Source organism: Streptomyces sp. NBC_00620, from assembly GCF_026341825.1.
Lineage (GTDB): Bacteria > Actinomycetota > Actinomycetes > Streptomycetales > Streptomycetaceae > Streptomyces.
Genome location: NZ_JAPENY010000001.1, coordinates 498,217 through 517,089, shown reverse-complemented (window position 1 = coordinate 517,089; position 18,873 = coordinate 498,217). Strand labels below are relative to the sequence as shown.

The following is an 18,873-nucleotide window of genomic DNA, read 5'->3' as shown; positions in this document are numbered from 1 at the left end:
CCCCGCCCCACGAACGAGGTTGTCCGGATCATGAACTCACGCCAGCGCCGCGGCGTCATCCTGCTGGTCCTCTCGGCCCTGTGCGCCATCGGTGCCTTCGCCGGAGTGCTCTCGGTGATCCGTGACGTGAACTCCAAGGTCGGCCCGGAGGTCGCGGCGTACCGCCTGAAGGACGACATCGCGCCCTACAAGGAGCTGTCGGCCGACCAGTTCGAGAAGGTCGAGATGCCCGAGCGGTGGCTGTCGTCCACGGCCGTCACCGACCTCTCCCAGATCCGCGGCAAGATCGCGGTCACCCGGCTGGAGAAGGGCTCCCTGCTCCAGGCCGACATGATCGTGGACCGGCCCGCGCTGGAGGCGGGCCAGCAGGAGATCGCGATCCTGATCGACGCGTCGACGGGTGTCGCGGGCAAGATCAACCCGGGTTCGCGGGTCAACATCTACGCCACCTTCGAGGCCGAGGGCGACACGGGCGTCGACCAGTCCAAGGTCATCGTGGTGAACGCCCGGGTCATCGACGTCGGCAAGCTCACCGCGCTCGACCCCGGCCAGTCCACCGCCGAACGCAGCCGGACCGCCACCCAGGCCGTCCCCATCACCTTCGCGCTCGGCACCGCCGACGCCCAACGCGTCGCGTACGCCGAGTCGTTCGCCGAACACGTCCGGCTGGCCCTGGTCGCGGGCGGCGCGGACAGCACCGTCGCTCCCGGCGACCGCACGTACACCCTCGACGAGGATAAGTAGGAGGCCGGGCATGACGACCACTAGGCCGGGCATGACCAGCACGCGGCCCGGCGTGACGAGTACGCGGCCAGGCGTGACGTGTTCCCGGACCGGCGTGACGAGTACGCGGCCCGGCGTCACGTGTTCGCGGCCAGGCGTGACGAATACGCGGCCAGGCGTGACGACCCATAGGCGGGTCCGATGACCATCCGTATCCTCCCGGCCGTCGGAGACATCGACTCGGCCCGCGCGCTCACCACACTGCTGAGCCAGCTCGCGGACGCCGAACCGGCCCCGCCGGTCCCCGACTCGACCGCTCTCCTCGACACCCTCGCGCGTCTCGCGGGGGAGTCCCTGGACGAGCTGCCCGAGGTCGTCCTCGTCCACGAACGAATAGGCCCCGTACCGGCGTTGGACCTGATCCGGGACCTGGTGATGCGCTTCCCGGCGGTCGGCGTCGTCCTCGTCACCGCCGACACCGGCAACGGCGTACTCACCGCTGCCATGGACTCAGGCGCCCGCGGCATCATCGGCCTGCCGCTGGCCTACGATTCCCTCGCGGAGCGCGTCCAGGCGGCCGCCGCGTGGTCGCTCGGCATGCGCCGCCACCTGGTCAGCGGTACACCGGAGCTGTACGCGGGCCCCGGCGGCACGATCGTCACGGTGACCGGCGCGAAGGGCGGCGTGGGCGCGACGGTGACGGCCGTCCAACTCGCCCTCGCCGCACGGGCGTCGGGGCGTGACGTGGCCCTGGTCGACCTGGACCTCCAGTCCGGTGACGTGGCCTCCTACCTCGACGTCCAGTTCCGCAGGTCGATCGCCGACCTTGCCGGGATCAGCGACATCAACCCCCGCGTACTCCAGGACGCCGTCTACACCCACGACACCGGCCTCGGCCTGCTCCTCGCCCCCTCGGAGGGCGAACGCGGCGAGGAGGTCACCGACCGGGTGGCCCGCCAGGTCCTTGCCACCCTGCGCTCCCGCAACGACGTCGTGATCGTCGACTGCGGCTCCCAGATGAACTCCGCGACCGCCGCCGCCATCGAGATGGCCGACCAGGCCCTCCTGCTCGTCACCCCCGACGTCATCGCCGTCCGCGCCGCCAAACGCATGATCCGCATGTGGGACCGCCTCCAGATCCGCAAGGCCGAGGAGACGACGACCGTCGTCAACCGCTTCGCCCGCGGTACGGAGATCCAGCCGTCCCTGGTCGAGAAGGTCACCGGCACGAAGGTCGCCCGCTCCGCCGTACCCGCCGCCTTCAAGGAACTCCAGTCGGTGGTCGACGCCGGCCGCCTCCAGGACCTGGACGCCCGCTCCACGGTGAAACAGGCGCTGTGGGCACTGGCCGGCGAGCTGGGACTGGTCGTCGCCCAGGAGGGCGGAGGAGGCGGCAGGCGCCGTAAGTCCTCACCCTCGGACCGCGGAGCGCTGGCACTCCGCCGCAAGGGAGGCGACCGGGGAGCCGTGACCCTCGAATTCGCCGGAATGTTCCCGCTGCTGCTCGTCGTGATGACCATCCTCTGGCAGTGCGTGCTGTACGGCTACTCGTACTCCCTCGCCGGGAACGCGGCGGACGAGGCGGCCCGGGCTGCGACGGCGGCGTACGCGGTCGACGGCGATGTGGGCGGTGCGTGCCAGGCGGCGGGGAGCGAGCATCTGCCGGGAGCCTGGGACGGTGCCCAGATCGGGTGTGCCCCCGCCGGCTCGCTGATGAGGGCCACCGTCAGCGTCCAAGTACCGCTGTTCTTCCCGGGGTTCGACGCGGGGTGGACCGTGAACGGGGAAGCGGGGGCGGCGTTGGAGGGTGATGGCGGATGAGGCTCTCCCCTCGACCACGGCGTCGGCTCCGGGGCCTGAGGCCTGGGCTGCGGGGCGTGAGGCCTGGGCTCCGGGGCGTGAGGCCTGGGCTCCGGGGCCTGAGGCCTGGGCTCCGGGGCTTGAGGCACGGGCTCCGAGGCCTGAGGCATCGGCTCCGGGACGACCGGGGCGTCTCCATCCTGGAGTTCACCGGGTTCCTGCCCATCCTGCTCGTCGTCGGGATGGCCGCCATCCAGTTGGGCCTCATCGGGTACGGCATCAACCAGGCCGGCACCGGGGCGCGAGCCGCCGCGCGGGTCGCCTCGCAGGGCGGGGACGGCGCGGCGGCCGGTCAGGCCGCCGTGAGCGGCTGGCTCAACCCGGCCGTGGCGGCTCCCGAGGGCCCCGACCTCACCACCGCCACCGTCACCGTCCAAATCCCCTCTGTCATCCCCCTCTTCGACCCCGTGACCTTCTCCCGCAGTGCCACCATGCCCACCGACGACTGACAGCAACAGGGAGGAGCCGAAGCCATGAGTCTGCGTTCCCGTATCGCCGCCCCCGACGAGGGGGGACCCGCCCGTGAGGACGGACACCTCGTCGCCGTCTACCGTTCGAAGCTGCTCGAAGAGATCGACCTCGCCGAGATGTCGAGCCTGGCGGCGGCCGAACGCCGGGTACGCCTGGAGCGCGTCCTCGGCCACATCATCAGCCGCGAGGGCCCGGTCCTCTCCTCCGCGGAACGCTCCCAGCTGATCCGCCGAGTCGTCGACGAGGCGCTCGGACTCGGCGTCCTCGAACCGCTCCTGGCCGACGCGTCGATCACCGAGATCATGGTCAACGGCCCGGACTCGATCTTCGTGGAGCGAGCGGGGCGCGTGGAGCAGCTCCCTCTCCGCTTCGCCTCCAACGAGCAGCTGATGCAGACCATCGAGCGGATCGTCTCCACCGTCAACAGGCGGGTCGACGAGTCGAACCCGATGGTCGACGCCCGCCTCCCCACCGGCGAGCGCGTCAACGTCATCATCCCGCCGCTCGCGCTCACCGGACCGACCCTCACGATCCGCCGTTTCCCCCGCGCGTACACCCTGCCCGAGCTGATCGGCCTCGGCACCCTCGACGAGCAGATGCTCATGCTCCTCGCGGCCTTCGTACGCGCCCGCTTCAACGTCATCGTCAGCGGCGGCACGGGCAGCGGCAAGACGACCCTGCTGAACGCCCTCTCCGGGCTCATCCCGTCCCACGAACGCATCATCACCATCGAGGACTCGGCCGAACTCCAGCTCCAGCAGGAGCACGTCATCCGCCTCGAATCCCGGCCCCCGAACGTCGAGGGCAAGGGCCAGATCACCATCCGCGACCTGGTCCGCAACTCGCTGCGCATGCGCCCCGACCGCATCATCGTCGGTGAGGTCCGCGGCGGTGAGACCCTCGACATGCTCCAGGCCATGTCGACGGGCCACGACGGTTCGCTCGCCACGGTCCACTCGAACTCCGCCGAGGACGCCCTGATGCGCCTCCAGACCCTCGGCTCGATGTCCGAGGTCCAGATCCCCTTCGAGGCCCTGAAGGACCAGATCAACTCGGCCGTCGAGGTCGTCGTGCAGCTCTCCCGCCACGCCGACGGCTCCCGCAAGGTCACCGAGATCGCGCTGCTGGTCTCGCACGGCCGCGAACAGTTCCGCATCGCGCCCGTCACCCGCTTCGTCCCCCGCCCCGTAGGCCCCGACCGGGTCGTTCGCGGCCACTTCGAGCACCTCCCGCTCCCGCGCTCCATCGCGGAGAAGCTGTACGTCGCCAACGAACCGCTGCCACCGGCCTTCGGTGTGGCCGAGGCGATCGACGTACTGAACACGAGGCAGGCCATCGGATGACTTCCACGGCTGAGAGGTGTGAGCCATGAACAACAACCCCGCCCTGCTCGCCCTCGGCGCGACGATCCTGTGCGGCACACTCGCCGTCGCGGGCATCCACTCGTACGCCTCCGGACGCGCCCAGCGCCAGGCACTGGTCGACCGTCTCGCCGGCGCCGGCCCCCTCCGCACGGCGGCAGGCCGGGTACGCCGCTTCGCGGGCATCGACCGCCGGGTCCGCCGCACCAGCATCGGCCGCTCGATCCACCTGCGCCTGTCGGCGACGGGACTCGACGTGACGGCGGGGGAGTTCTTCACGTACGTCACCGCCGTCGTCGTGGCGCTGTGGCTGATCGCGGCGGCGACCCTGGCCCCCTTCTTCGGCCCGATCGCCGCCCTCCTGGGCGTCTGGAGCGCGGCCTTCTTCCTCAACTGGCAGCGCCAGAAACGCATCGAGGCCTTCATCGCCCAACTCCCCGACGTGGCCCGCCTGCTGGCGAACGCGACGGCGGCCGGACTGGCGCTGCGGACGGCCCTGGCGATGGCGGCGGAGGAGCTGGAAGCCCCGGCGGGCGAGGAACTCGCGCACGTGGCCGACCAGTTGACGATGGGCAGGACCGTCGAGGACGCCCTCGCCGAACTCTCCGAACGCCTCCCGTCCCGCGAACTGATCGTCCTGGTCACGACCTTGGTGCTCGCCAACAAGGCGGGCGGATCGGTCGTCAGCTCCCTCCGGAACCTCACCCAGACCCTGGAGGACCGAAAGGAGACCCGCCGCGAGGTCCGCACGATGCTCTCCGAGGTCAACGCCACCGCCTTCACGGTCCCGTTCCTGGGCATCGGCTCACTCGTGCTGATCAACTCCTCGAACGAAGGAGCCCTGGCCCGGGTCACCGGCTCCCCGCTCGGCCAGGGCCTGGTCCTGCTGTCCCTGGGCCTCTACGCCGTCGGCTTCTTCGTCATCCGCCGCCTCGGCAAGATCGAAGTATGAGGGAGGGATCACGTTGCTGACGCTGCTGCTCGCTCTCCTCACGGCCGCCTCGGTCGCGGGCGTCCTCCTGGGCATCCGCATGATCCGCGCCGACGCCAAACTGCCCTCCGACCTCGTGCTCGCCCTGGAGGTCGGCGGAACCCGCGTCTCCAAGGCGGACTCGGCCGTCGACCGCCTCGGCATGCGCTTCGCACCCTCGGTCCTGCGCCTGATGGGCCCTCGCCGCGTCGACGCCAAACGCCGCCGCATCGACATGGCGGGCAACCCCGGCGGCCTCACCCTCAACCGCTACGCGGCCCGCCGGGCGGTGTACGGCATCTTCGGCGTCGTACTCGGCTTCGTCTTCCTCTCCAACGGCCAACTCTTCCTCGCCGCTCTGACCCTGGCCTTCGGCGTGGTGGCCGCCGACGCCCTCATCTGGCAGGCCGTCCGGGAACGCAAGGAAGTCATCGACCGCACCCTCCCCGACTTCCTCGACGTCCTCGCGGTCGTCGTCTCGGCGGGCCTCGGCTTCCGCCAGGCCCTGGACCGCGTCGCCGAGAAGTACGAGGGCCCCTGGGCGGACGAACTGCGCATCACGCTCCGCCAGATGGACGTGGGCGTCAGCCGCCGCCAGGCCTTCGACGAACTCCGCAAACGCAACTCCTCCGAGCAGGTCGCCCAGTTCGTCTCGGCGTTGCAGCAGGGCGAGGAACTCGGCTCCCCCATCGCCGACACCCTCATCCAGCTCGCCAACGACATGCGCCGAACAGACGCCCAGAACGCCCGCCGCCGCGCCGCGAAAACCATCCCCAAGGCCACGATGGTCACCCTCGTCTTCATGCTCCCCGCGACAATGATCCTGATCGCAACGGGCATGTTCCTGGGCTCGGGCACCGACTTCGGCTCGATCTTGGGCCGATGATGACTATGAGGCTGACGCGGCTGTGGGCCGCGGGCGCCGGCCGCAGTCACAGCTGCCGTCCCAGCTGTGGGCATGCGTGCCGCAAGGGGCGGCACGGGTGGGCACAGCGGCACCTCGCAAGCGCCGAGCAGCGCACCCACCCCGACGGTAACCAGGACGCCGGGCCCCCGGAAGCAGACGCGGGCTGGCCCAAGGGCGACGCCGGTTACCTCGCAGACGACGCCCCCGCCCCCGGCAGCATCCGCCTCCAACTGAACGCCCTACAGGCCCTATGCCGCCAGGCCTTCGCCGTACGAGGGGCAGCCATAGCGATAGGCGCCCCCGTAGCGATCGCCAACGCCACAGACGGCCCACCCCGCTACGCCGTACTGGCCGCGGCGGTCCTCGGCGTCATGGGCTCGTACGCCATGCTCCGAGACTGGGACCGCTTCGGCCCCCGCCTCCTGGCCCACCCCACCCTCATGGCCGTGGACCTCACCTTCGGCGCGGTCCTCCTCCTGACCGCGTCCCCGGCCTCCCCCCTCGCCTACGCGACGGTCTGCACCCCGCTCCTGGCGGGCCTCCTGTACGGCTGGCGCGGCTCGGGCATCTTCACGGGCCTGCAGCTGATCGTCCTCCTCACCGTGTACAGAGCCTGGGCACACCACCCGGGAGCGGGCGCCAACACCCTCCTCATCGCAGGCTTCTGCATCGGCGCCGGCATCATCGGCGTCACCCTCCGCAACCTGATGTTCCGCTTCGGTACGGCAAGTCAGGCACTCTCCGAGGCGACCTCCCGCCTCGCGGTCGCGGAGGCGGTGGAGTCCGAACGAGCCCGCCTGGCCCGCGAGATGCACGACTCGGTGGCGAAGACTCTCCACGGCCTGGCCCTGGCGGCGGAGGCGCTGGCGGCATCGGCGGACGCCTCGGACCCGAAGGCGCTAGAGGCGCTCAAGGGCCAGGCGACAACGGTGGCGGGCGCGGCGCGCAGAGCGGCGGCGGAGTCCCGCGCACTCCTGTCGGACCTGCGCAGCCACACCGACCTCCTCTCCGAACTCACCATCCGCACGGCCGACTTCGAGTCACACACGCAGATCAGCACATCCCTGAACCACAAGGGCGGCCGCTGCCCGCCCCTCCCCGACACCACCGCCCACCACCTCCTGGCGATCGTGTCCGAGGCCCTGGAGAACGCCCACCGCCACGCGGACGCGAAGCGGGTGACGATCGAACTGGACGCCTCCGAGACCGATCTCACGGTCCGCGTCCAGGACGACGGCCGAGGCCTGCCCGGGGCCACCACCCTTCAAGACGCAACGAAAACCGGCCACTTCGGCCTGCTGGGCATGTCGGAACGGGCCGCCACCCTCAACGCCCGCATCCACCTGGGCCGATCCCCCCAGGGAGGCACAGAGGTAGCCGTAACGCTCCCTCTGGCCCTCCCCGCGACGCCCTGCGCACCCCACCCCCCTCAACAGGAGGCCGCACATGCCTGACCAGGCACTTCCCGGCCCGCCGCCCCTCCGCGTACTCGTGGCCGACGACAACCCGGTCGTCCGGGCCGGCCTCACCGCGCTGCTCGGCGGCCACCCCGACATCGAGGTCGTAGCGGCGGCGGCCGACGGCGACGAAGCCCTCACCTCCGCCGCCCGCCTCGCCCCCGACGTCGTACTCCTCGACGTCCGCATGCCCGGCACCGACGGCCTGACCGCCCTGCCCGACCTGGCCCGAATCGCCCCGGTGATGATGCTGACGTACAGCCGTGAACCCGAGGTCGTGGCCGAGGCGTTGCTCCGGGGAGCGGCCGGCTATCTCGTCCACGGAGAGTTCACCGCCGCCGAACTGATCACCGCAGTACGCGACTTGAGGAACGGCACGCCGACTTTCACGAATTCACTCGGTGTTTCCTACGAACCGAACAAAAGCTCTTCGCATCTGCAACCAGTTGTGGCACAGTCGTCAAAGGCTCGACTCACGCACGCGGCGGCCCTTCACCGCCGCACCCCCAACCGGCCCGACTTCGGCCTGAGTTCAAGGGAGGTGGAGGTAATGGACCTCATCGCATCCGGCATGAGCAACCGCCAAATTGCCGCCACCTGCTTCATCAGCGAGAAGACCGTCAAGAATCACATCAACCGCATCTTCGCAAAGCTGCACAGTTCTTCGCGGAGCGAAGCGATCGCCCACTGGCTGGGGACTGCGCGGGAGGGGTGGAGGCGGTGACTCCGAGACGGACTGCAGTATGGGGAAGTTGGGCCCTTGGGCCCACTCGCAGTAGGCGGGTTCTCACGTACGGTGCTCGGGTCGATGGTGGCGTCGCATGGGAGGGCAGTGACGATGAACGGGTTCGACAGGTGGACGAGGACCGTTGTCTCCCGGATGCGGGGCGAAGGGCGGGACGCGGGGGCCGGGTTCGTGGAGTACGCGGGCCTGATGATCATCATCGCGGGGATCTTCACGATGATCGACGGGCTGGGGCTGGACGGCGCGATCTCGGGGGCGATCATGACCGCGGTCAACAACGTCATCGCCGGAGGCTGACCGCACTACACCCGCACGGCGACCGAGGTCAGACACTTCCCATCTACATCTGGCTGACGGTGATTCTGCTCTTCGCCGCGTTGGCCTTCTTCGTGTTCGCCCAAGCAGCGTCCGCCCGCAATGGTGCTCAATCCGCGGCGGACGCTGCGGCGTTGGCAGCGGCGCAGGACGCGCGGGACGAGCTGTTGCTCGATCTCGGGGACGCCATCGGTGCGGGTGACGACTGGCTGGATTGGCTTGACCTGACCGGCGATGCGGAGCTTCCGGCCGGAGGAACTGCCGAAGCGGCCGGGGAGTTGGCCGCTGCCAATGATTCGACCGTCCAGGCCATCGTGCCCCAGGCGGTGGGCGGCTACCCCGGATTCCGAGTCGACATACAGACCAACTACACGGTCGGCGACTCGATCATCCCCGGTACCGAAGGCATGCAGGCGCAGGCCCATGCCATTGCCGTGGTCCAGCCGCGCTGCGAGTTCGATCTGAACGCGGATCCCACACAACCCGTGGAACTGGTCTGCGACGGCGAGACCGTGAACATCGACCCCGAAGATTTCGATCCGGACGACCTTCCTGACGCGTCCGTGATGTTCTCTGTGTACCTGGCCGAGTGAGAGGAAGCCGCACCGATGGACTTTCGGCACACCATGAAGGGCCGCAGGGCGCTGAGCGCGGTGGCGATCACGGCTGGGCTGCTCCTCACGGTGGCCGGCTGCGGCGGGGGAGACGACGGGGACTCCGACAAGGGAGCCTCGACCTCGTCGGCTTCCCCGACGAGCAGCGCCAATGGAGGCCAGTCGGAATCGGAGACCCCGGAGGCCGACACGGTGCTCGCGGAGGTCAAGGGGGAGAACGGCCTGGTGCTGGCGATCACGTCCGCCAAACGTGACGAGGGCGGGTTCGTGACCGTCGAAGGATCGGTCACGAACAACACGGGCGCCCTGTGGGTGGCCGCGGAATGGCGCGGTGACGAGAGCGAGTTGGCCAGGAACGGCGGGTCCATCGCCGGCGCCAGCCTGATCGACCAGAAGGGCAAGAAGAAGTACCTCATCCTCCGGGACACCTCGGGCCGCTGCCTGTGCACGCAGTTCACCGGCGGCGTCCGCCAGGGGGCGACCACTCAGTGGTTCGCCCAGTTCCCCGCCCCCCCGTCGGACACCACCGAGGTCGACTTCCAAGTAGGCGGCATGCCCCCCGCCTCCATCCAGCTCACCGAGGGCGAGTAGCCATGGCCCTCCCACCCCGCACCACCGCGACGACGCTCACGGCCCTCGCCGTGCTGGCCACCCTGAGCCTCACCGGGAGCCCGGCGAACGCCGATGAGGGGGACCCCAGCGCCCCGCCGGGCAGCGTCACCACATCGCCGCCCCCCGAAGTCGACGCCAACAGCCCCGGGTTGAAGCTCTCCGACGGCGGGACCCTCGCCCCCGCCAAGGTCCTCGACATCAAGTCAGTCGTAGAAGACCTCGGCGGCGAAGAGCGCCGAGAGGACACCAACTCGGACGTGACCTTCGCCCTGCAGGCCGAGGTCCTCTTCCCCAAGGACAGCTCGAAACTGAACCCCGAGGCCCGTTCCCGTATCCAGGCGATCGCGGACGAGATCAAGGCCACGAACGCGACGACCGTCCGTGTCTTCGGCTTCACCGACAACCTCGGCTCGTACGCCCACGGCCTGACCCTCTCCAAGAACCGCGCGGAAGTGGTCCACGACCAGTTGGCCTCCTACCTCGGCTCGACAGACGTCACCTTCGAGGTCCGCGGCTACAGCGAGGACTACCCGATCGCCGACAACACCTCGGAACAGGGCCGCAGAAAGAACCGCCGCGTCGAGGTGACGTTCCCGCGGGGGGAGTCGAGCGGCGAATCGTCGGGAACCCAGAGCTGAGACCGGGATGCCGGACTGGGGCCACCTCGCGGAGACAGTGGGCGTCTGTTTCACGGAGGTCGTGCTGGTCCTCACCTTCCGCGTGAGGTTCTACGAGCCCTGGTTGCTTACAGCGACTCCTTGGCGGAGCGCCGGGAGGCCTATGAGGATCGCGCGTTCCGTGGTCGCCGAGCGCCCGAAACCGGCCGACGTGGGAGAGGTGACCGCGGCGATCGAGGCGAACGGCGCGCTTCCTCCCTTTCCGCCGGAGGAATTGGAGCGGCGGTTGTTCGAGGCCGAACTGGCCGACAGGGGACGCGAGCCCTGGCCGGTAGGGACGGTGATCGTGCCTTTGCTGCCGATGCTGGCACTGGCACTGGCGTTCCCAGACACGGAGTTCTGGCTGGCTGCCGCCCTGAGCATCCCCTGGCTGACCTGGATGCTCCGCGAGGCCTGGTTCCTGACCCGCATGACGGCTCAGGACTGCCCGCTGTCCATCCACGGCGACTGCGCCAGAGCGATCCTCGCCTGTGGAAAGGTCAGGGAGAGACAGGAGGACAGCCTGTCGCTCGACGCCCGGGTGGAGGCGGTGATCCGGGACCTCGGCGGCTTCGCGGAGTACGGCCACTGGCAGGCAAGCGCTCCACGGCGCAAGGAACTGGCCGAGCACATCACCCAGGTGCAGGGCGCTCTGCGCGACGCTGCCGGCGCTGTGTTCCGCGAGGGTGACGATGCGCTGCCGCCACTGGTCGCGAGACTGGTCACCGTGATGGAGCGCGCGGCAGCGGGCCGTTGGACAGGTCTGCTGGACTCGGCCGCGCTCCCCACCGAGCCGCTTCCCGTCCCCACCCCGACTCGCGGCCGGCGTCTCGCGGAAGCCGTCGGAGTCATGGCGCTCACGATGGGCGCCGGGGGTCTGGTGATCGGCGCGCTGGCACTGAACGCCCCGGCGCAGTACGCAGCCGTGCTCGGTATGGCCGGCTTTCTGGGCGGCGGGCTCGCCTGGCGTGGCCGCCACTTCGGCCTCACCACCCGAGGCATCTTCGGCGCGGTCGGCTCGGGCCTCTCGGCCGGCCCAGCGCCCTCGCCCCCAGTGCCCTCGCCCCCTGCGGACGCAGAAGGCGGTCGGCCGCTTCCGCCTTGATCGCACCGTACGTTGTCGCCCGCCCGGAGACGATCGCCGAGCGCGAGCAGCCCCAGGCGATCGAGCCCCCAGGCGAAAGGCGTTTCACCCTGCTGGTCCCGTGCCCTCCTGGTTGACTGGTCACGTCCCTGTGTAGCGAGACGACCCGGGCGAGGTCCGCCATGCGAAAGATCGTCGTGATGATGTCGGTGTCCCTGGACGGGTTCTTCGAGGGGCCGAACCGTGAGATCGACTGGGCTGTGGACGACGAGGAGGTGTTCCGGAACGTCAACGCGGAGGTCAAGGGGCTGAGCGCCCTGCTGTTCGGGCGGCTGACCTACGAACTGATGGCCGGGTACTGGCCGGACGCGGACAAGGACCCCGCCAGCAGCCCGACAACGGTCGAGTTCGCGGGGATCTGGCGGAACATCCCCAGGCTCGTGTTCTCCCGGACGCTGCAACGGGCGGACGGGCACACCACGATCGTGCGGGACGTCGTGCCCGAGGAGATCAGGGCGCTGAAGGAGCAGCCGGGCGGAGATCTGGGGCTCGGGGGCGCCGATCTCGCCGCCGAGTTCATGCGGCACGGTCTCGTGGACGACTTCCGGTTGTACGTCCATCCGGTGCTCATCGGCCGTGGCAGGCGCCTGTTCCCGGAGACGGACTACCTCACCCGTCTGCGGCTCGTCGAGTCGCGGATCTTCGACAGCGGTGTCGTACTCCTGCGGTATACGCGTGCCGACACCGACACCGACACCGACACCGACACCGTCACCGACTCCGACACCGGCGGCGGCGAAGCGTAAAGCAGTTGTCCGCCGAGCCAGTCCTAGGTAGTAAGGCCGCATGACTGGACTCGGTGCTGTGTTCCGGCCTCAGCTGCCCCCCGAGCGTCTGCGTGCCATGGCGCGCGTGGCGGACGAGGCGGGCCTTGAGGAACTCTGGCTGTGGGAGGACTGTTTCCTCGAAGGGGGGATCTCGGCCGCGTCGGCCGCCCTCGCCTGGACCGAACGGGTACGGGTCGGCGTTGGCCTGCTGCCCGTGCCGCTGCGCAATGTCGCCGTCACCGCGATGGAGACCGCCACGCTGCACCGCCTGTTCCCGGGGCGCGCGATCCTGGGCGTCGGCCACGGCGTACAGGACTGGATGGGACAGGTCGGGGCGCGGGCCGAGTCGCCCGTGACCTTGCTGCGCGAGTACCTGGAAGCGCTGCGCGCGCTGCTGGGCGGGGAGCGGGTCAGCACGGACGGGCGGTATGTGAAGCTCGACGGCGTCGCCCTCGACTGGCCGCCGACGCAGGCGCCGGAGGTTCTCACCGGCGCCACCGGCCCCCGTACGCTCCGGCTCTCCGGCGAGGCCGCCGACGGCACCATCCTCACCGCCGCCACCGCACCCGAGGGGGTACGGCGCGCACGCCAACTCATCGACGAGGGACGCAAGTCGGCGGGCCGGACCGGCTACCACCGGATCGTCGTCAACCTCCATGCGGCCACCGGCCCCGACGCCGCCGCCCGGCTGAGCGCCGAGATCGCGGCCAATGGCGAGGACCCGGTGCCCGAGCACGGAGTCGCCGGTGACGCGGACGCGGTCGCCAAGGCGGTCCAGCGCCTCGCGGACGCCGGGGCCGACACCGTGATCCTCCAGCCCACCGCCGACGAACCCGATCCCGAGGGCTTCCTGCGGTTCGTGGCAGGGGAAGTGCGGCCGCTCGTCCCCTGATGGGGCTCCGGGAATTGTCAGTGCCCGGTGCCACACTTCCTGAGCATGAGGGACGACGTACGAATCAGGGACGTACAGGACGCTGATCTGGAGCTGTTCTACGAGCAGCAGCTGGACGCGGAGGCGGTGCGGCGGTCGAGATTCCCCTCCCGGGAACGGGAGGTCTTCATGAACCACTGGGTCACGAAGGTCCTCGGCGACAGCACCGCCTTCGTCCAGACGGTCACCGTCGCGGGCGAACCGGCCGGCAACATCGTGGCCTGGTGGGACGACCAACCGGGCCGGCAGAGTCAACAGGATCCGCGGCGCTTCATCGGCTACTGGTTCGGCCGCCCGTACTGGGGCCGGGGCATCGCCACCGAGGCCCTCACCCTCTTCCTCCGCCTTGAGAAGAACCGCCCCCTGTACGCCGACCCCTTCACCGGCAACACCGCCTCCGTACGCCTCCTGGAGAAGCACGGCTTCCAGCACACCGGGACGATCCGCCACGGCGAGAACGAGCACGCCATGCTCGTACTCCACGAGCTCGACGAGGAGGGGCATCAGCCCGGCCGGTGATCCCCGGCCCCACCGTCGATCAACTCCCGCACGATGTCCATGTGTCCCGCGTGCCGTGCCGTCTCCTCGACCATGCGGATCAGGACCCAGCGCAGGGAGACGGTCGTACCGTTCCAGGACTTGCCGAGGTCGTCGAGGGAGAGTTCGTCGATGGTGCGGTCGGCGGCGGCGCGGGCGCGGCCGTAGAACTCCACGATCTGCGCCGTCGTCTCACCCTGGCCCGCGCTCATGTCCTCCGCGGTGAACGGGTCGAACCACAAAGGCTCGACCTCGCGCCCGAACGTCGAGCAGAACCAGCCGTACTCCACGGACGCGAGGTGCTTCACCAGGCCCAGCAGGTTCGTGCCCGACGGCGTCATCACGCGCCGCACCTGCTCGTCGTCGAGCCCCTCCAGCTTCCACAGCACGGCGTCCCGATGCCGGTTGAGACTCGCGTGCAGGCTTTCCTTCTCGCCACCGGTGTACGGCACCCGGACGGCCTCTGGATTCGTCGTCATGCCCGGAACGTAACAGCGACCACTGACAACGCCGGGCGACCGCGACGCGCCGGAATTCATTCGCGGCACCGTCCGCCCCCTTGAGAAGATCCGCCGCATGACCGCGATCCGCAACCGCACCTTCGAAGCCCTCGTCAGCGAAGCCGAGGCCGCGTCCGTCGACGGCTGGGACTTCTCCTGGTTCGAGGGCCGGGCCACCGAGGAGCGGCCCTCGTGGGGTTACGCGCGGGCGATGGGGGAGCGGCTCGCACGCGCGTCCGCCGCACTCGACATCCAGACCGGCGGGGGTGAAGTCCTCGCCTCCGCACCGAAGTTGCCCCCGCTCACCGCAGCCACCGAGGGCTGGCCGCCGAACGTCGCCAAGGCCACCGCTCTCCTCCACCCGCGTGGTGCCGTGGTGGTCGCCGCCCCGGAGGACGCGCCGCTGCCCTTCGCGCCCGAGGCCTTCGACCTGGTCGTCAGCCGCCACCCCGTCCGCACCTACTGGGACGAGATCGCGCGCGTCCTGCGCCCCGGAGGCACCTACTTCTCCCAGCAGGTCGGCCCGGCGAGTGTCGTCGAGGTCGTGGAGTACTTCCTCGACCCGCAGCCGGACAAGGTCAAGAACGGCCGCCACCCGGACCTCGCCGTCGCCGCAGCCGAGGCCGCCGGGCTCGACCTCGTCGACCTGCGCTCGGAACGCCTCCGCATCGAGTTCCACGACATCGGAGCCGTCGTCCACTTCCTCCGCAAGGTGATCTGGATGGTCCCCGGCTTCACCGTCGACCAGTACCGCCCCCAACTCCGCACCCTGCACGAGCAGATCGAGACCGAGGGCCCGTTCATCGCCCACAGCACCCGCTTCCTCATCGAAGCCCGGAAGCCCGAAGCCGCGAAGCCTGAATCCCGGAGGCCGTGACAGCGCGCCTACGCGTGCGCCCCCGCCGTCACGTTCCCGATCACCAACTCCGCCTTCGCCTCCAGCACTTCCCCCACCCGCTCCACCCGTACGGCCAACTCCCGTTCCCGCGCCGCCGTCAGCCGCCCCAGCGGCTCCACCGTGACCGTCGTACGCCTGCCCTGGCGGCGCTGGTGCCAGACCCCCGCGACCACGCCGTCGACCAGGAGCACCGGGTAGTTGCCGGCCTGGCCGCCCGCGAGGGCACGCTCGTACGCCGGCCCGGGGAAGAGCGTCTCGCGCGGCTGGGCGGCGATGGCGTACGCGTCGAAGTAGGGGAGCAGCCGCAGCCCGCGCACGGGTTCCGCGGGGAACTCCGTGTCGCCCGCCACCACCCAGGCCGGTCCTCCCTCGAAGCCGACCTCTTCGATCTCACCGGCCGCGGCGGACGAGGCGAACAGCTCACCCGCCCAACCCCGGGGCGCCGCAAGCCACTTGGCGAAGTTCGCCGCCGTCGCCGGTCCGTAGGCGCGCAGATAGCGCCGTACGAGCGTCGAGAGCGCCGCGTCCTCCGCGAGCGGTTCGAAGCGCGGAGGCCGTGTGTACGTCACCTTGCGGCCCCGGTTCGGCCCGAAACACAGTGCGCCCCGCTGTCCCGCTCGGTGCATCACCTGGCGCCAGCGCGGCCACATGGTCTGGAAGGCGGGCATCACCAGGTCCCCGGCCCAGGGCCCGGTGCGCGCCACCACCTCGTCGCTCAGCTCGTCGATGGTCAGGTACGTGCCGTCCAGGGCGTCCCCGATCGCCGCGACCACCTCTTCCGCCTGCGCCTCGGTGAGCCGCGCGTTCGGCGCGAACGGTCCCGAACCGGCCGGAATCGCCGCCAACGCCGTTGTCCAGAAGGGGAGTTCGGAGGTGGGCAGCAGATGCACGGTTCCCCGGGGGCCGTGCATCTTCACCAGCGACCGGTGCTCCCATAGCGCCGCGCGTACGTCCGCCCGCGTCACCCCGTCCGCCCGCACCCCCACCGACACCTCGGCCGCCGACAGCACCTGCGCGTGCGCGCCGAGCATCGCGCCGACCACCTCGGCCACGGGGGTGCCGGTCTTCGCGGGCACGGTGAGGAACTGCCGTTCCAGCCGCCGTGCGCTCGCCTCGTCCCATGTGATCTTCACGGTCATGAGGCCGACGCTAGACCCGAAAGAGGTCAGATTCTGTCCGCTGAGGCGGCGGGCGCTGATTGACCGAAAACATGCGGATGTGGCCCATTCCGCATGAGATGTCCGTCCATATGTTGGACACCCGGCGGTGGGTGGCGGTGGATGGCGGCGCGTGGGTGGGTGCGTGTCCGGCGTGTGGCGCACAACTCACACGGTTTTCACATCGTTATCCAGAGTGGCTCGCCTCGGCTGTTTGCCTCACGTAAGTTCAGACCAAGGTAATTCGCGTGAGCAAAGCTGCGCGTGTGGCACCGCGCAGTGGAGGGGGCTGCGCGGTGCTGCGTCCACTTTTCTGACGCGACGTCACCCCGTCGGAGCCCGGTGTCATCGGCATCGCACCGAGGTCACCGGCATCGCACCGAGGTCACCGGCACCGGACCGACGTCACCGGCCCTGGACCACGAGCCGCACCCCGCGCCGCAGACCCCACCGCTCCATCGCCCCGGCCTCCGCCTCCAGGACGTGCCTGGCTCGCGGGCGCGGCAGCCCCACCCGACCCGGGCGCATCGTGCGTACCGCCAGGACCCGGAATTTCCCGTCCAGGTGAGCCACGTCGATCGCGAACCGCATCCCCACCGTGTGCACCGAGCTCGCCGGACTCAGCAACAGCGCCCCCTCGATCCCCTCCCGCCCGAGCAGTCCGCGCCGCCGGGCCCGCGCCGACTCGGCGAGCTCCAGGGGGACCGGCTCGGGGTTCTCGGGAGTGGTGAACGTCGCCATGGCTGCGAAGTTAGCGGTGGCGTCAAGCCGCCGTTCCCGACGCGCGTCACTCTCTTGGAGTACGTCCCGGCGAGTCGCCGAGGAAAACACAATCAGCGAGCAAACCCTCCGGATCTTTCCGAATCCTCCGCGGTTCTCGACGAACCCCTTTGATTCCGCTGTGATTCGGCCATGATCGCACCCTGAATCCGGGCTTCCGGGCCCATCGCGGCGTCGTCGGGCGATTCCGGAGAGTAGTTGTGGCACGCCGATGCACGCAGCATCACTTACGAAGGGTTATGGTGGAAACCCCCCCTCGGGCCGGTCCGTCTCCCCCCCACGGACCGGCCCGTTTTTTGTGCCCGCACACCGCCCGCCGGACGGGCGCCCCCGTGCGCCCCCCAGGCCCCGCGGCCCCCAGCCCCGGTGACTCAGCGGCGACCGGCCCGGCGGATGCCCGACCGACTCAGCGCCTGCCGGCCCAGATGTTCGTCCCCGGCGTCGACACCGCGAACGCGTCGATCTCCTTCAGCTCCTCGTCCGTCAGCTTCGGAGCCGACAGCGCCGCCAGGTTCTCCTCCAGCTGCCGCACGCTGGACGCACCGATGAGGGCGGAGGTCATCCGCTCGTCGCGCAGCACCCAGGTGAGCGCGAGCTGGGCGAGGGACTGGCCGCGGCGGGCCGCGATGTCGTTCAGCCCGTTCAGCCGGCGCACGACATCGGCGTCGCCCGCCAGGCCCGGGTCCAGCGACTTGCCCTGGGTGGCTCGCGAGCCCTCCGGGATGCCCTTGAGGTACTTGCCCGTCAGCAGGCCCTGGGCGAGCGGCGCGAAGGAGATGCAGCCCATGCCGGCCGCCTCCAGCGCGTCGAGCAGGCCGTCGTCCTCCGTCCAGCGGTTGATCATCGAGTACGAGGGCTGGTGGATGAGCGGACGCACCCCCATCCCGGTCAGGATCGAGGCCGCCTCGGTGGTCTGCTCGGCGCTGTACGAGGACACCCCCACATACAGCGCCTTGCCCTGCTGGACCGCGGACGCGAGCGCGCCCATCGTCTCCTCCAGCGGGGTGTCCGGATCGAAGCGGTGCGAGTAGAAGATGTCCACGTAGTCGACGCCCATCCGCTTCAGCGAGGCGTCCAGGGACGACAGCAGGTACTTGCGGGAACCCCACTCGCCGTACGGGCCGGGGTGCATTTCGTAGCCGGCCTTGGTCGACAGGACCAACTCGTCCCGGTAGGGCGCGAAGTCCTGCTTCAGCAGCTTGCCGAAGTTGAGCTCCGCGGAGCCGGGCGGCGGCCCGTAGTTGTTCGCCAGGTCGAAGTGCGTGACGCCCAGGTCGAAGGCGCGGCGCAGGATCGCGCGCTGGGAGTCGAGGCCGCGGTCGTCGCCGAAGTTGTGCCACAGGCCGAGCGAGACGGCGGGCAGCTTGAGTCCGCTGCGTCCCGTACGCCGGTATTCCATCGATTCGTACCGCTCTGTCAAGGCGCGGTATACAGACGAGTCGTTCATGGTTACGAAGCTACGTCAGCG

21 protein-coding genes are annotated in these 18,873 nt (G+C 70.1%); 17 read left to right on the top strand and 4 right to left on the bottom strand.

The annotated features are described in order from the left end of the window. Positions 1-30 precede the first annotated feature (30 nt). The 16 genes from cpaB to OG246_RS02220 all read left to right on the top strand — a co-directional run bounded on the left by cpaB (position 31) and on the right by OG246_RS02220 (position 14,052). On the top strand, positions 31-744 hold the full coding sequence (gene cpaB, locus OG246_RS02295; protein ID WP_266455034.1) for a Flp pilus assembly protein CpaB: 714 nt from the start codon (positions 31-33) through the stop codon (positions 742-744). 180 nt (positions 745-924) lie between these two features. Next, positions 925-2,544 carry an AAA family ATPase gene (locus OG246_RS02290; protein WP_266455031.1) on the top strand — a complete coding sequence of 540 codons (1,620 nt, stop codon included), beginning with the start codon at positions 925-927 and terminating at the stop codon, positions 2,542-2,544. A gap of 119 nt (positions 2,545-2,663) precedes the next feature. Then, the gene (locus OG246_RS02285) at positions 2,664-3,032 is read left to right on the top strand and encodes a TadE/TadG family type IV pilus assembly protein (RefSeq protein ID WP_266455028.1); all 369 of its coding nucleotides are present in this window, start codon (positions 2,664-2,666) and stop codon (positions 3,030-3,032) included. Positions 3,033-3,056: 24 nt separating this feature from the next. Next, positions 3,057-4,397 carry a CpaF family protein gene (locus OG246_RS02280; RefSeq protein WP_266455025.1) on the top strand — a complete coding sequence of 447 codons (1,341 nt, stop codon included), beginning with the start codon at positions 3,057-3,059 and terminating at the stop codon, positions 4,395-4,397. 25 nt (positions 4,398-4,422) lie between these two features. Continuing rightward, positions 4,423-5,367, top strand: a complete 945-nt coding sequence (locus tag OG246_RS02275) for a type II secretion system F family protein (RefSeq protein ID WP_266455023.1) — start codon at positions 4,423-4,425, stop codon at positions 5,365-5,367. Between the two features lie 13 nt (positions 5,368-5,380). Further along, positions 5,381-6,271 (top strand): DUF5936 domain-containing protein, encoded by an 891-nt coding sequence (locus OG246_RS02270; RefSeq protein WP_266455020.1) that lies wholly within the window; start codon positions 5,381-5,383, stop codon positions 6,269-6,271. Beyond that, entirely contained in the window at positions 6,268-7,746 is a 1,479-nt protein-coding gene (locus tag OG246_RS02265; RefSeq protein WP_266455017.1) for a sensor histidine kinase, read from the top strand. The genes OG246_RS02270 and OG246_RS02265 overlap by 4 nt, the downstream gene beginning before the upstream one ends. Beyond that, positions 7,739-8,473 (top strand): response regulator transcription factor, encoded by a 735-nt coding sequence (locus tag OG246_RS02260; RefSeq protein WP_266455014.1) that lies wholly within the window; start codon positions 7,739-7,741, stop codon positions 8,471-8,473. The genes OG246_RS02265 and OG246_RS02260 overlap by 8 nt, the downstream gene beginning before the upstream one ends. A 114-nt stretch (positions 8,474-8,587) precedes the next feature. Beyond that, positions 8,588-8,791 (top strand): hypothetical protein, encoded by a 204-nt coding sequence (locus OG246_RS02255; protein WP_266463782.1) that lies wholly within the window; start codon positions 8,588-8,590, stop codon positions 8,789-8,791. Next, positions 8,788-9,402, top strand: coding sequence for a pilus assembly protein TadG-related protein (locus OG246_RS02250; RefSeq protein ID WP_266463779.1), 615 nt, complete (start codon positions 8,788-8,790; stop codon positions 9,400-9,402). Before OG246_RS02255 ends, OG246_RS02250 begins: the two co-directional genes overlap by 4 nt. Before the next feature lie 15 nt (positions 9,403-9,417). Further along, on the top strand, positions 9,418-10,014 hold the full coding sequence (locus OG246_RS02245; RefSeq protein WP_266455011.1) for a hypothetical protein: 597 nt from the start codon (positions 9,418-9,420) through the stop codon (positions 10,012-10,014). A 2-nt stretch (positions 10,015-10,016) separates the two neighbouring features. Further along, positions 10,017-10,673 carry an OmpA family protein gene (locus tag OG246_RS02240; RefSeq protein ID WP_266455009.1) on the top strand — a complete coding sequence of 219 codons (657 nt, stop codon included), beginning with the start codon at positions 10,017-10,019 and terminating at the stop codon, positions 10,671-10,673. A 142-nt stretch (positions 10,674-10,815) separates the two neighbouring features. Beyond that, positions 10,816-11,796, top strand: a complete 981-nt coding sequence (locus OG246_RS02235; protein WP_266455007.1) for a hypothetical protein — start codon at positions 10,816-10,818, stop codon at positions 11,794-11,796. Positions 11,797-11,957: 161 nt separating this feature from the next. After that, positions 11,958-12,581 (top strand): dihydrofolate reductase family protein, encoded by a 624-nt coding sequence (locus OG246_RS02230; RefSeq protein ID WP_266455005.1) that lies wholly within the window; start codon positions 11,958-11,960, stop codon positions 12,579-12,581. A gap of 40 nt (positions 12,582-12,621) precedes the next feature. Further along, the gene (locus OG246_RS02225; RefSeq protein ID WP_266455004.1) at positions 12,622-13,494 is read left to right on the top strand and encodes an LLM class flavin-dependent oxidoreductase; all 873 of its coding nucleotides are present in this window, start codon (positions 12,622-12,624) and stop codon (positions 13,492-13,494) included. 45 nt (positions 13,495-13,539) lie between these two features. Next, positions 13,540-14,052 (top strand): GNAT family N-acetyltransferase, encoded by a 513-nt coding sequence (locus OG246_RS02220; RefSeq protein ID WP_266455002.1) that lies wholly within the window; start codon positions 13,540-13,542, stop codon positions 14,050-14,052. Here OG246_RS02220 and OG246_RS02215 read toward each other — a convergent pair. After that, a complete protein-coding gene (locus tag OG246_RS02215) occupies positions 14,037-14,549 on the bottom strand; it encodes a DinB family protein (protein ID WP_266454999.1) in 513 nt (170 codons plus the stop codon). The genes OG246_RS02220 and OG246_RS02215 overlap by 16 nt on opposite strands. Positions 14,550-14,646: 97 nt before the next feature. Between OG246_RS02215 and OG246_RS02210 the strand changes: the two genes are divergently transcribed. After that, a complete protein-coding gene (locus OG246_RS02210) occupies positions 14,647-15,447 on the top strand; it encodes a class I SAM-dependent methyltransferase (RefSeq protein ID WP_266454996.1) in 801 nt (266 codons plus the stop codon). Positions 15,448-15,455: 8 nt separating this feature from the next. Here OG246_RS02210 and OG246_RS02205 read toward each other — a convergent pair whose 3' ends face one another. The 3 genes from OG246_RS02205 to mgrA form a co-directional block, all read right to left on the bottom strand. Further along, positions 15,456-16,607: a winged helix DNA-binding domain-containing protein gene (locus OG246_RS02205; RefSeq protein ID WP_266454993.1), complete on the bottom strand. Its 1,152-nt coding sequence runs from the start codon at positions 16,605-16,607 to the stop codon at positions 15,456-15,458. Between the two features lie 423 nt (positions 16,608-17,030). Beyond that, positions 17,031-17,366 carry a DUF192 domain-containing protein gene (locus OG246_RS02200; protein ID WP_266454991.1) on the bottom strand — a complete coding sequence of 112 codons (336 nt, stop codon included), beginning with the start codon at positions 17,364-17,366 and terminating at the stop codon, positions 17,031-17,033. A 445-nt stretch (positions 17,367-17,811) separates the two neighbouring features. Next, entirely contained in the window at positions 17,812-18,852 is a 1,041-nt protein-coding gene (mgrA, locus tag OG246_RS02195; protein WP_266454989.1) for an L-glyceraldehyde 3-phosphate reductase, read from the bottom strand. Between the last annotated feature and the right edge of the window lie 21 nt (positions 18,853-18,873).